This window comes from Pseudomonas sp. FH1, from assembly GCF_000510895.2.
In the GTDB taxonomy this organism is placed as follows: domain Bacteria; phylum Pseudomonadota; class Gammaproteobacteria; order Pseudomonadales; family Pseudomonadaceae; genus Aquipseudomonas; species Aquipseudomonas azotoformans_A.
In genome coordinates, this window is record NZ_AOHM01000129.1 from 417,599 (window position 1) to 430,342 (window position 12,744).

At 60.2% G+C, this 12,744-nt stretch carries 13 protein-coding genes; 3 read left to right on the forward strand and 10 right to left on the reverse strand.

Annotated elements, in window-relative coordinates; all coding sequences use genetic code 11:
• Nucleotides 1-4: 4 nt before the first annotated feature.
• Nucleotides 5-2,632, reverse strand: coding sequence for a phosphoenolpyruvate carboxylase (gene ppc / locus H096_RS29750; RefSeq protein ID WP_033902820.1), 2,628 nt, complete (start codon nucleotides 2,630-2,632; stop codon nucleotides 5-7).
• Between the two features lie 185 nt (nucleotides 2,633-2,817).
• Here ppc and H096_RS29755 point away from each other — a divergent pair, with 185 nt between their 5' ends.
• The 3 genes from H096_RS29755 (at nucleotide 2,818) to H096_RS29765 (ending at nucleotide 4,702) form a co-directional block, all read left to right on the forward strand.
• Complete coding sequence (locus tag H096_RS29755; protein WP_033902821.1) at nucleotides 2,818-3,162, forward strand: hypothetical protein; 345 nt, start codon at nucleotides 2,818-2,820, stop codon at nucleotides 3,160-3,162.
• A 288-nt stretch (nucleotides 3,163-3,450) separates the two neighbouring features.
• A complete protein-coding gene (locus H096_RS29760) occupies nucleotides 3,451-3,861 on the forward strand; it encodes a DUF4398 domain-containing protein (RefSeq protein ID WP_174555875.1) in 411 nt (136 codons plus the stop codon).
• A gap of 55 nt (nucleotides 3,862-3,916) precedes the next feature.
• Nucleotides 3,917-4,702, forward strand: a complete 786-nt coding sequence (locus H096_RS29765; protein WP_033902823.1) for an OmpA family protein — start codon at nucleotides 3,917-3,919, stop codon at nucleotides 4,700-4,702.
• 29 nt (nucleotides 4,703-4,731) lie between these two features.
• Here the strand turns inward: H096_RS29765 and H096_RS29770 are convergent, their stop codons facing one another.
• The 9 genes from H096_RS29770 to prfB all read right to left on the reverse strand — a co-directional run bounded on the left by H096_RS29770 (nucleotide 4,732) and on the right by prfB (nucleotide 12,187).
• The gene (locus H096_RS29770; RefSeq protein ID WP_033902824.1) at nucleotides 4,732-4,926 is read right to left on the reverse strand and encodes a hypothetical protein; all 195 of its coding nucleotides are present in this window, start codon (nucleotides 4,924-4,926) and stop codon (nucleotides 4,732-4,734) included.
• Nucleotides 4,927-5,112: 186 nt separating this feature from the next.
• Nucleotides 5,113-5,454: a hypothetical protein gene (locus H096_RS34430; protein ID WP_082461958.1), complete on the reverse strand. Its 342-nt coding sequence runs from the start codon at nucleotides 5,452-5,454 to the stop codon at nucleotides 5,113-5,115.
• Nucleotides 5,455-5,622: 168 nt separating this feature from the next.
• Nucleotides 5,623-5,949, reverse strand: coding sequence for a hypothetical protein (locus tag H096_RS29780; protein WP_017738324.1), 327 nt, complete (start codon nucleotides 5,947-5,949; stop codon nucleotides 5,623-5,625).
• A complete protein-coding gene (locus H096_RS29785; protein ID WP_033902825.1) occupies nucleotides 5,946-6,845 on the reverse strand; it encodes an alpha/beta hydrolase in 900 nt (299 codons plus the stop codon). Before H096_RS29785 ends, H096_RS29780 begins: the two co-directional genes overlap by 4 nt.
• Nucleotides 6,846-6,872: 27 nt before the next feature.
• Nucleotides 6,873-8,150, reverse strand: a complete 1,278-nt coding sequence (locus H096_RS29790; protein ID WP_033902826.1) for a flavohemoglobin expression-modulating QEGLA motif protein — start codon at nucleotides 8,148-8,150, stop codon at nucleotides 6,873-6,875.
• 21 nt (nucleotides 8,151-8,171) lie between these two features.
• Nucleotides 8,172-8,720, reverse strand: a complete 549-nt coding sequence (locus H096_RS29795) for a hypothetical protein (protein WP_033902827.1) — start codon at nucleotides 8,718-8,720, stop codon at nucleotides 8,172-8,174.
• 16 nt (nucleotides 8,721-8,736) lie between these two features.
• On the reverse strand, nucleotides 8,737-9,453 hold the full coding sequence (locus H096_RS29800) for a TetR family transcriptional regulator (protein WP_033902828.1): 717 nt from the start codon (nucleotides 9,451-9,453) through the stop codon (nucleotides 8,737-8,739).
• A 106-nt stretch (nucleotides 9,454-9,559) separates the two neighbouring features.
• Nucleotides 9,560-11,059, reverse strand: a complete 1,500-nt coding sequence (lysS, locus tag H096_RS29805; RefSeq protein ID WP_033902829.1) for a lysine--tRNA ligase — start codon at nucleotides 11,057-11,059, stop codon at nucleotides 9,560-9,562.
• Nucleotides 11,060-11,091: 32 nt separating this feature from the next.
• A protein-coding gene (prfB, locus tag H096_RS29810; RefSeq protein WP_100215725.1) for a peptide chain release factor 2 occupies nucleotides 11,092-12,187 on the reverse strand; the annotation gives its coding sequence in 2 pieces (ribosomal slippage) (nucleotides 11,092-12,114 and nucleotides 12,116-12,187; 1,095 coding nt in all).
• Nucleotides 12,188-12,744 lie beyond the last annotated feature (557 nt).

The following is a 12,744-nucleotide window of genomic DNA, read 5'->3' on the forward strand; positions in this document are numbered from 1 at the left end:
AACCTTAACCGGTGTTACGCAAACCCGCAGCAATACCCGCCACGGAGACCAGCAGCGCCTGCTCCAGAGGGCTATCCTGCGCCGCTTCCTGCTGGCGTGAACGCGCCAGCAACTCGGCCTGCAGCAAGTGCAGGGGGTCGAGGTAGGTGTTGCGCAGGCGGATGAACTCCAGGGTGTCCGGGCTATGGGCCAGCAGTTGCGACTGGCCGGTCAGGCCAAGCACCACGCTGCACGCCTGCGACAATAGGTCGCGCAGATGCGCACCCAATGGCAGCAGGTCCGGCTGCACCAGCCGCTCGTCATACAGGCGGGCGATATCGGCATCCGCCTTGGCCAGCACCATTTCCAGCATATCGATACGGGTGCGGAAAAATGGCCACTGTTCACGCATCTGTCCCAGCAACTCGCCTTCGCCGCGCTCCAGGGCCTTGCTCAATGCCGCTTCCCAGCCGAGCCAGGCCGGGAGCATCAGGCGGGTCTGGGTCCAGCCGAAGATCCACGGGATCGCGCGCAGGCTTTCAATCCCGCCCGCACGACGCTTGGCCGGGCGACTGCCCAAGGGCAAGCGACCCAGTTCCTGTTCCGGCGTGGATTGGCGGAAATACTCGACGAACTGCGGATTTTCCCGCACCACGGCGCGGTAAGCGCTGACACCGTCTGCCGCCAATTCATCCATCAAATGGCGCCAGGCCGGCTCCGGCGGCGGCGGTGGCAGCAGCGTCGCCTCCAACACAGCAGCCAGATAAAGGTTGAGGTTCTGCTCAGCGATATCCGGCAGGCCGAACTTGAAGCGGATCATCTCGCCTTGTTCGGTGGTGCGAAACCGCCCCGCCACCGAACCCGGTGGCTGCGACAGGATTGCCGCGTGAGCCGGGCCGCCGCCACGGCCGACGGTGCCGCCGCGACCATGGAACAACAGCAACTCCACCTGTTGCTCGCGGCAGATATCCACCAGACGCTCCTGCGCCCGGTACTGCGCCCACGCGGCGGCGGTGGTGCCGGCGTCCTTGGCCGAGTCCGAGTAGCCGATCATCACTTCCTGCGGGCCCTGCAAACGCGCACGATAGCCGGGCAACAGCAACAGTTGCTCGATCACCGGGCCGGCGTTATCTAGGTCGGCGAGGGTTTCGAACAGCGGCACTACGCGCATCGGCCGCTGCACGCCCGACTCTTTAAGCAGCAGTTGCACCGCCAAAACGTCCGACGCAGCACCGGCCATGGAAATGACATACGAACCCAAGGATGCAGCCGGTGCGGCGGCGACTTCCTTACAGGTGTTGAGCACCTCGGCAGTGTCCGCTGACGGTTTGAAATAGCCCGGCAGCAGCGGTCGACGGTTGGCCAGCTCCTTCATCAGGAAGCTGATGCGCATCTCTTCGTTCCAGTCCTCGTAACGACCCAGCCCGAGGTAGTCGGTGATTTCGGTCATGGCGGCCGAATGACGGCTGGAATCCTGACGCACATCCAAGCGCACCAGGAACAGACCGAAGGTCACCGCACGGCGCAGGCAGTCGAGCAACGGGCCATCGGCGATCACGCCCATGCCGCATTCGTGCAGCGACTGGTAGCACAGCTCCAGCGGCTCCAACAGGTCGCGGTTGTTCTGCAATACCTCGGCCGGCGCCGGGGTGCTACTGCTCAACGCGGTATGTGCCCATTGCCGTGTAGCGCGCAGGCGTTCGCGCAGTTGCTTGAGCAAGGCGCGATAAGGCTCGACGCTATCACCGACCTTGTCCTGCAACGCCGGGCTGGCTTGCTGCATCGACAGCTCAGAGGCCAGGTGATCGATATCGCGCAAGTACAGGTCGGCGGCCATCCAGCGCGCCAGCAGCAGCACTTCGCGGGTGACCGGGGCTGTGACATTCGGGTTGCCGTCACGGTCGCCGCCCATCCACGACGCAAAGCGGATCGGCGCCGCCTCCAGGGGCAAGCGCAAACCGGTGGCGGCGTGCAGCGCCTGGTCAGCCTTGCGCAAATAGTTGGGGATCGCGTGCCACAGCGAGTGCTCGATCACTGCAAAGCCCCACTTGGCTTCGTCCACGGGCGTGGGTCGGGTGCGGCGGATTTCTTCGGTGTGCCAGGCTTCGGCGATCAAACGTTGCAGGCGCTGGCGGATCTGCTCGCGCTCAGCCGTGGTGAGGTCGCGGTGATCCTGGGCCGCCAGTTGCGCGGCGATTGCATCGTATTTCTGGATCAGGGTGCGGCGCGCCACTTCGGTAGGGTGGGCGGTGAGGACCAGTTCGATCTCCAGGCGCCCCAACTGACGGGCCAGGGATTCGTTGCTATGGCCTTCGCTTTGCAGCCGCGCCAGCAATTCAGGTAAGACGCGGGACTCGAACGGTGCCGGCTGCGACTCATCACGCCGGTGGATCAATTGGTACTGCTCGGCAATGTTGGCCAGGTTGAGGAACTGGTTGAAGGCACGGGCCACCGGCAACAGTTCGTTTTCCTGCAACTGGTTGAGGCTGGTGCTCAGTTCATCGCCGGCACCGCGCCGGTCAGCCTTGGCGCCTTTGCGGATCTGCTCGATCTTGTCGAGGAAATCATCGCCATACTGCTCTCGAATGGTGTTGCCCAATAGCTCACCCAGCAGGTGAACATCCTCACGCAAGCGTGCATCGATATCACTCATCAGCCAATCTCCAGCCAGAAATCCGGGACGCGCAGGTTTGCCAGAGTGCCGCCAGCCTCGATTTATGACAAGACTTTAAACCTTGTGAGTTGCAGCTAGTCTCAAGGATAAGTCGTCGCGTTTATCCGCGCAGGCGACTGGACACTCATCACCGCCTGCTAAAAGCGGGCTTCATTGAGGTTGCCATGAAAATTCGAGAACTGGCCCAGCATTGGGAAGAGAACGCCAAGGGTCGCTTGACCAAGACCGAGTACGCCATCCACCTGGATATGGAGTCCGCCGCGCGGCTGGCGGCCATTACCGAGATGTACCCCAAGCGCCACCCCGAAGAATTGCTCGGTGAGTTGATCGGCGCAGCGCTTGAAGAGCTGGAAGCCAGCTTCCCCTACATCAAGGGCCAGCACGTCATTGCCACCGATGAAGAAGGCGACCCCCTGTACGAAGACGTCGGCCCTACCCCACGTTTTCTGACACTGTCGCGCCGTTATCTGCATGATCTGTCAGCGAGCAGCGACGAACAGAAACACTGACTCAACCCCACAAAACCCCTTGTATTCCGGGCTCCTAAAGGGCCCGGCGTACCGCTGCGCAACGCAGAAGTTCCAACTTTTTACGCTGACCAACCAGTCAGATATTTTTTTAGGCAAATCGCCATCTTCTCTGAACTTTTGAAAAAAGCCTCCGGTCACAGCCAGTAAGCCATCACTTGGAACGGTCGTTTTAAAGGGCAATTTGCGCATCAGTGCCAAGCCCGCCGCCGCAGACCAGTGACATGGATTTTGATGTTTTTCAGGAGTTATCCAATGGAGTTGAAGACGATGAAGACCAGCACTGCCAAATCCTCGTTTAACCACCTGCGCGGGCTCAAATTGGCCGCGCTGGCAATCGGCACCAGCTTCGTTCTGGCGGGCTGCGCCGGCAATCCTCCGACCGAGCAGTACGCCGTCACCCAGTCCGCGGTAAACAGCGCTGTCAGCGCTGGCGGTACTGAGTACGCTGCGGTGGAAATGAAGTCGGCCCAGGACAAGCTCAAGCAAGCCGAGATTGCCATGCACGACAAGAACTACGACGAAGCCCGCCGCCTGGCTGAACAAGCCGAGTGGGACGCCCGCGTCGCAGAGCGCAAGGCCCAGGCCGCCAAGGCTGAACAGGCTGTGAAGGATTCCCAAAAGGCTGTTGATGAGTTGCGTAAGGAAGGCATGCGTCCAGCTGCTATCCAGCAGAAGTAAGACGCTTCCTGTGACCCAATCGCACCCGATAAAGAATTGAAAGGACGACACGACTATGCGTAAACAATTGATGATCCCTGCCCTGCTGGCGATGAGCGTTGCACTGGCGGCCTGCTCCACCCCGCCAAACGCGAACCTGGAAAACGCGCGGACCAACTTCTCCTCCCTGCAGACCAACCCGCAAGCCACCAAGCTCGCGGCCCTGGAAACCAAGGACGCCAGCGAATGGCTGGACAAGGCTGACAAGGCCTACCGCGACAAGGAAGACCAGAAGAAAGTCGACCAACTGGCCTACCTGACCAACCAGCGCGTTGAAGTCGCCAAAGACACCATCGTGCTGCGTGAATCCGAAGCCAAGCTGAAAAACGCCGGCGACGAACGTGCCCGTGCGTTGCTGGATGCCCGCGATGCGCAGATCAAGCAACTGCAGGACAGCCTGAACGCCAAGCAGACCGATCGCGGCACGCTGGTCACCTTTGGTGACGTGCTGTTCGCCACCAACAAGTCCGACCTGAAATCCAGCGGCCTCGTGAACATCACCAAGCTGGCTCAGTTCCTGCGCGATAACCCGGACCGTAAAGTGATCGTCGAAGGCTACACCGACAGCACCGGTTCCGATTCGTACAACCAAAGCCTGTCCGAGCGTCGTGCCGCTTCGGTACAACGCGCACTGGCTCAACAAGGCGTGGATATCTCGCGCATCGTGACCCAGGGTTACGGCAAGGAATACCCGGTTGCCGACAACGGCAGCGTTTCGGGCCGTGCCATGAACCGCCGCGTTGAAGTGACCATCTCCAACGACAACCAGCCCGTCAAGCCACGGTCTTCCGTTGCCAACTGATTGATTGGCGCTGGATAAGAAAACCCACCTCACGGTGGGTTTTTTTTCGGCTCGTCAAACTGGATAGTGCGATTCGTGTCCTCGGCTGGCATTTCAATCTTCGCGCTCGCTTGCTCGTCCCTGCCTTGATCGCGCTTGTACCTGCGAGCGGCTTCCTGTTCCAGCGCCACATGCTGCCTTGCCATGGCCAACATGTTTTCCAATACAGGAATATGTATTTTCATCCTCGACCCAATCTATGTAGGTAGCCACTTTTTATGTGGCATTTAAGTCGAACCGGTTCCAGACATTTCCATTTCATCTGCATGACGTGCGACACCCTGTAGTACGCCACTCACGTCGTTACAGGCTGAATAGCGGATTGAGCACGCAAAAACCGCCCTGAAAGGGCGGTTTTCGAGAGGTGGCGTTTAACCGCCGACCTTGCCTGTGCCTTGGGTCTCCGGCATTTGGATCTGGCCCTGACCCTGGCCGCCACCTTGGCCATCCTGCGCGCCTTGATCGCCTTGCGCACCCTGCCCACCTTGAGCTTTTTGGGCGAGCAGTTTCTCCAACAGTTTCATCAGTTCGTCGAGGCCACCTCCGCCCTCGCTGCCCTGGCCGCCTTTAGCACCTTGTGACTGCATCTCTTTGATTTTGCTTTGAACGTCCTTGATCTGCTGATCCAGCCCCTGGTTCTGTTGAGGGCCACCGGCAACCTGTCCACCACCGCCCATGCTGCCTACACCCGGCATTGCGTTTATACCCGCCATATTTGCTCACTCCAGCGTCATGAAAAAATGGACCGATTGGTAAATCCAATCAGTCCATGATCTGTGGTGAGCACGGCAGGCGGGTTCCGGCGTGCCGAGCGGCTTATCAGTGTTAAATCATTAGTCGGCACGCAAAACGGAGCTTTCCCACACCGGCAAAAACCGCCTTCACTGCTGCAATTGCGGGGTTTCCTGCCCCATGCATCGCACAGCCTGCTTCTTGTTGTTCACCAACACGCCGCTGAGGCCTTTCTGCTCGGTGTCGAACATCACCAGCACGCCATCCACGCACTGCGCCACTTGCGCGGCCGGGGTCAGGGAGATCTTGTAGTCCTCGCCCGGCACCGTCTTGAGCATGGTGAAATCGCTGAGCAGCAAGGCATCTTCCGGCTTGGCAAAGTGCAGGTAACCGTAGAACCACAGGCAGCCAACGGTGCCGATGATGGTGCCGATACCGGTAAGGATCAGCGGGATCATGTTGCGTTCTTCGCTCATTGCGGGCTCTCTGATGAATCAACTTTAGGAAAGTTCGGAATCTCGCCCAGGCGGCGCAAGCCGTTGAAGTGCTGCGGGTCGTCCAGGTAGCGCAGCATCACCGTTTGCCAGGTCTTGTCGGCAAAGGTCTGCACATGTCCGCCACGGGTCAACTGCAGCACCCGGGGTGGTGGCGCGGCCTGGTAGAGGCGGATGCCATTGGCCACCGGCACGATCGGGTCGTCCAGGCTGTGGAACAACAGCTTCGGCACGCCTGTGAGTTGGGGCATGGCATAGATTGCACTGTCGCCGTCCGGCACCAGCCAGGACAGGGGCACCTGAAACGGCCATGTTAACCAGGAAGTGCTCAGGGCGAATTGTCCTACGTCACGATAACTGGCGGGGACGCCGTCCAACACCAGGGCCTTGAGCTGGGATTGGCGCTCCGGATGGGCGGCCAGGTAGTGCACCGCCAACGCCCCGCCCAGGCTTTGGCCGAGAATAATCAGCGGCTGGCCCTGGGTTTGCGGCGCCTGGTCGATCCAACTGAACGCCGCGTCCACGTCCTGATAGATCGCGGGCAGCGAGGGTTTGCCTTGCGACAAGCCATAACCGCGATAGTCCAGCAACAGCACTTGGTAGCCTTGCTCGGGCAGCCACCAACTGCCGCCCAGGTGCCAGGCCAGGTTGCCGCCGTTGCCATGCAAATGCAGCACCGTGCCCTTGAGCGGCACACCGGGCTTGGCCGGCAACCACCAGGCATGGAGCTTCACGCCGTCGGCGGTGGTCAAGCTAACGTCGCGGTAGTGCAGGTGGGCTTTTTCCGGCGTGAACGGCAGGCCGGGCTCGGGGTAGAACAGCAGCGAGCTGCAGCCGTTCAATGTGAGTAGCAGGCACAGAATGCCGAGGATTCTCATCCGTTGAAGCCTCGCGAATACCACGGTTTAAAGGATATTGGAGTAATCCGCCTCGATCCGATCCAGGCTCAAGTGATTGAGGAAGTTGGAGAAGCACATCCACGCCGCCAGTGCGTTCATGTCACGGAATTGTTCCGGCAGGTACTTGGGCGGTACCACCAGGCCTTCGTCGACCAGTTGGCGCAAGGTGCGCATGTCTTCCAGGGTGGTCTTGCCGCAGAACAGCAGCGGCACTTGTTCCAGCTTGCCCTTGCGCACGGCGAGCTGGATGTAGTTGTAGACCATGATGAAGCCCTTGAGGTAGGACAAGTCCTTGGTAAACGGCAGACCGGTCGGCACCGAGCCCCGGAAAACGCGACTGGCGTTGCCGTAGCTTTCGGCCATCTCAAAGCCTTGTTCGCGGAAGAACTCGAACACCTGCAGGAAGTCGGCGCCCTCTTCCACCATATGGATGGCCCGGGTGCGGTTGGTCAGTTTGCGCAGGCGGCTCGGGTAGGAAGCGAAGGTGATGATTTCCATCAGGATCGCCAGGCCTTCCTGGGTCACGGTGGACGATGGCGGGCCTTTTGACAGGAAGGTGCAGATCGGCTGGTTCTGGCCATTGAGGGTGGTGCCGACATGCACCAGGCCTTCATGCACTTCCAGGGCGCGTACGTCGCGGTCGTTGAACATCGCGTCGGCGCGGATCTTGATATAGTCGGCACCCGCCGCCGCGTCGGCGACGATACCGTCGGACTCGAACACGCGAATGGTCTCTTCGGCCTCGCCAAACACTTTGTTCAAGCGGGTTTGCAGCAGGGCCACGGCGTCCTTGGCGGTGAGGGTCTTGGCCTCGTCCTTCAAGTCGCCACGACCGTCGATGTTGTTCAGGTAGTCCGAAAGCATCAGGCCCAAGTCAGCCAGGGTCGGGTCGCCCGCGTGGAACGCATCGGAGGCCGCACCATAGAGTTCCTGGGAAATAAGGCCGAAATCCTCGGTGCCGCGTGCTTCAAGCATGCGCACCACCATGCGGTATTCCTTGCACATGCGGCGCATGATCTGCCCGACCGGGCTGAACTGCCCGAGGCGACGGGTGATATCGCGCTCGATGTTCTGGAACTCCAGCTTCACCGCGCTGGAGTCGAACGACAGCGGCCGGTTGAGGTAGTAGTCGCGGCTCACCGCCGGCATTTCCTTGCCCTTGGCCTTGAGGAACCCCTGGCGAATAGTGTCGTCCCACTTCACGGCGTCGAGGACGCGAATCGGTGTTTGCGCCAGCACAATGCGATCAGACAAGGTGCGTATCGTCTGCTGGTAATCGTCCACCCGGTGCTTCCTCTTTAAACGTTATTTGCCCGCGCGCTGGTAGCGCACGGCTTCCACGAATACATCGGCGTTAGCCGGATCATCCAGGTAGGCAAACACCTGGTCCAAGGGGCTGTCCACCAATACGCCTGCACCTTCGACGGTTTCCACGGTACTGCCGTGCAACGCCTTTTGGCCGATGGCTTGATGGATCTGCTCAAGGTCGAGGTTGTAGACCACCAATTCATGCTTTTCGTTGATTTCGAAGCCCGCCAGGATGAAGTTCCCGCCGAGCTTGGCCGGCAGCGGCGCCGACAAATACCAGCGGCTACCATGGCGAGAAACGCTGAACAGGTACTCATCACGCTGGCCCGGCTTGGCTGTAGGGTAGCTCACGGCTTTGTAACGGTGTTCACCCATGGCGGTGATGTGCAGGTTGAGCGGTTCACCCCAGGCGTTTTTGCTCGACCATTGGCCCAGCAGGGCCTGCGGCGCGGCGTCATGGGCCGGCAGCGGATCCTTGAAGGTCACCAGGCAACCGCTCAGCAGCAGGAACGACAAGGCGATTACCGCCAGACGCCAGGTTTTCATTGGACATCCCCCGGTGTCAGACCGAGGCCAACACCAAATGCATGTAACGCTTGAGGATCTCAAGCATCTCTTCACCGGTCAGAGGCTCTGCGCCGCCCAGCAGGCCCTGATATTCCATCCGACTGATTATCGCCGTCAACACTTTGGCATCCTGTTGCGGCTCGCGGGAGCCCAGCACCTGAAAAAACTGCCCGGTGCCCTGCAACAGAATCTGCTGGTGGGAGCGCACCAACTCGGCCAGGCGCGGGTTGAGCAAGGCTTCCTGGCGGAACGCCTGCTCGGCCATCAGGTGCTCACGACGGTTGGTCAGTTGGCGCAAGACGTAATCGGCAGTCAGGCGCGCAATATCATCCGCCAGTTGCGAGCGTGATTGTGGGCTGCCATCGCCATAGGCCACCATTTCGCGCAGCAGCCCTTCGTTGCGTACCCACAACTTGCCCATGAACGCGGCGCTGCGTTCGACGTATTGGGCGAAGGTATCGGTGAGCAGGTCATCGATATCCTTGAAATAGTAGGTGGTGGCCGACAACGGCACCCCGGCCTCCGCCGCCACAGCCCGATGACGCACACCCCGTACACCATCGCGCACCACAATGCGCATGGCTGCATCGAGGATGTCTTGCCTGCGCTGCTCGCTACCCCGACGACTGGCCTTGCGGCCCTGGTACTGGACGCTTTCAGCCACGGCAGCGGCAATGCCGGCGGCGCCTTCTTGAGCGGTTACGCGGTTCACGACTCAAATCCTTGAATAGATCAAAACCTGGCGCTGTTTGCTTGACGCTTAAAGACGCCACATAAAAAAGCCGCCTTATAAAAGGCGGCTTCGGATTTCGCTTCGGTTACGCTTGTGGCCGCATGTGCGGGAACAAGATCACGTCGCGGATCGACGGCGAGTTGGTCAACAGCATCACCAAACGGTCGATGCCGATGCCTTCACCGGCCGTTGGCGGCATGCCGTACTCCAGGGCACGGACGAAGTCAGCGTCGTAGTGCATGGCTTCGTCGTCACCGGCGTCCTTGTCGGCCACCTGGGCCATGAAGCGCTCGGCCTGGTCTTCCGCGTCGTTCAACTCGGAGTAGGCGTTGGCGATTTCGCGGCCGCCGATGAACAGCTCGAAGCGGTCGGTGACGTTCGGGTTGTCGTCGTTACGACGGGCCAGCGGCGACACTTCGAATGGGTACTGGGTAATGAAGTGCGGCTGCTCCAGCTTGTGCTCAACCAGCTCTTCGAAAATCATCACCTGCAGTTTGCCCAGGCCTTCGAAGCCCAGCACCTTGGCACCGGCTTTCTTGGCGATGGCACGGGCCTTGTCGATGTCGTTCAGGTCGTCGGCAGTCAACTCAGGGTTGTACTTGAGGATCGAATCGAACACCGACAGACGTACGAACGGCTCGCCGAAGTGGAACACTTTGTCGCCGTACGGCACGTCGGTGCTGCCCAGCACCAGCTGCGCCAGTTCGCGGAACAGTTCTTCGGTCAGGTCCATGTTGTCTTCGTAGTCGGCGTAGGCCTGGTAGAACTCCAACATGGTGAATTCTGGGTTGTGACGGGTCGAAACGCCTTCGTTACGGAAGTTGCGGTTGATCTCGAACACTTTTTCGAAGCCGCCAACAACCAGACGCTTGAGGTACAGCTCCGGCGCGATACGCAGGAACATTTCCATGTCCAGCGCGTTGTGGTGGGTTTCGAACGGCTTGGCTGCGGCACCACCGGGGATGGTTTGCAGCATCGGGGTTTCCACTTCCAGGAAGTCGCGCTGCATCAGGAAGGTACGGATGTGCGCGATCACTTGCGAGCGCACACGGAAGGTGTGGCGCACTTCTTCGTTGACGATCAGGTCAACGTAGCGCTGGCGGTAGCGCTGCTCGGTGTCGGTCAGGCCGTGGTGCTTGTCCGGCAGCGGGCGCAGCGACTTGGTCAGCAGGCGCACGCTGGTCATTTCCACATACAGGTCGCCCTTGCCGGAACGGGCCAGGGTGCCTTCGGCGGCGATGATGTCGCCCATGTCCCAGGTTTTCACCGAGGCCAGGGTTTCTTCCGGCAAGGTCTTGCGGTTGACGTAGACCTGGATGCGACCGGTCATGTCCTGGATCACCATGAACGAGCCACGGTTGAGCATGATGCGACCTGCCACCTTGACCGGGATCGCTGCCTCTGCCAGCTCTTCCTTGGTCTTGTCCGCGTATTGCTTCTGCAAGGCATCGCAGTAGTTTTCGCGGCGGAAGTCGTTGGGGAAGGCATTGCCCTTGGCGCGCTCGGCAGCAAGCTTTTCCTTGCGCAGGGCGATCAGGGAGTTTTCTTCCTGTTGCAGGGCCTGGTCGAGTTGTTGGTCGCTCATGTCTTTAAATTTTCCATCACAGAATTAGGGTGTTACAGGCCTGATTTCAGGCTGGCTTCCAGATACTCGTCGATGTCGCCATCGAGCACCTTGTCACAGTCACTGCGTTCGATGTTAGTGCGCAGATCCTTGATCCGCGACGCATCGAGCACATAAGAGCGGATCTGGTGACCCCAGCCGATATCCGACTTGGTGTCTTCCAGCGCTTGGGACGCGGCGTTGCGTTTCTGCATTTCCTGCTCGTACAACTTGGCCCGCAGCATTTTCATGGCGGTGTCTTTGTTGGCGTGCTGGGAACGTTCGTTCTGGCAGCTGACCACGGTGTTGGTCGGTACGTGGGTGATACGGACGGCCGAGTCGGTGGTGTTTACGTGCTGACCACCGGCACCGGAGGAGCGGTAGGTGTCGATGCGCAGGTCGGCCGGGTTGATCTCGATCTCGACCTTGTCGTCGATCTCTGGCGAGACGAACACCGCAGAGAACGACGTGTGGCGACGGTTGCCGGAGTCGAACGGGCTCTTGCGTACCAGGCGGTGTACGCCGATCTCGGTGCGCAACCAGCCAAAGGCGTATTCGCCCTTGATGTGCACGGTCGCGCCCTTGATACCGGCAACTTCACCGGCGGACAGTTCCATGATGGTCGCTTCGAAACCGCGTTTGTCTGCCCAGCGCAGGTACATGCGCAGCAGGATGTTGGCCCAGTCCTGGGCCTCGGTGCCACCGGAACCGGCCTGGATGTCCAGGTAAGCGTTGTTCGGGTCCATCTCGTGGCTGAACATGCGGCGGAATTCGAGTTTGGCGAGGTTTTCCTCGAGACGGGCCAGCTCGGCGACGACATCGCCCACTGCGCCTTCGTCGTTTTCTTCGACGGCCATGTCCAGCAGGTCACGGCAATCGGCCAGACCGGTGTTCAGTTCGTCGAGGGTATCGACGATCTGCGCCAGCGCAGCGCGCTCGCGGCCCAGTTCCTGGGCGTATTCAGGTTTGTTCCAGACAGCAGGATCTTCAAGCTCGCGATTGACTTCGGTCAGACGCTCATGCTTTTGATCGTAGTCAAAGATACCCCCGAATAGTTTCGGAGCGCTCGGACAGGTCCTTGATGGTGTTAAGGATCGGGTTGATTTCCATGGCGGGCAGCACTCGTTGGCGAACTTTTGAAAGCCGGCGAGTATAACGGGAAATGGGGGGGAGCGGCAGTCCGCTGGGCGAAAAGGGTTGGGGTTGGTGGGGGGGCATATCCGTTATTTGGGTAACGGCCACTTAGGGTTCCGCCCTTACGGCGGGTCACTTTCGAAAAGCGCGAAAGTAACCAAAGCGCTCTTGCCCCAACACTCGGCACCTCGCCTAGGCTCGGTGTGCCCGTAATCCGACAGTGATTTGGGGGGCCGCCGCCACGCGCCATCCATGGCGCGGGGCGGCTAAACCGGCATCCCTGCCGGTTTACCCCCCAAATCCCTGCCGAATTCCGGCCAGCGTGTTTGACGGGGCGCTTAAGATCAAAATCAAAAACAAAGCCAGAGCCAGAGCCGGAGCCAGAGCCAGAGCCAGAGCCAGAGCTGAATTGGATCTGCTTTTCTGTGGGAACTGGCTTGCCTGCGATGGCATCAACTCGGTGTGCCTGATGTACAGAGGTGTCTGCATCGCAGGCAAGCCAGCTTGTGTCTTCAAGATCTCTTAAACTCAGA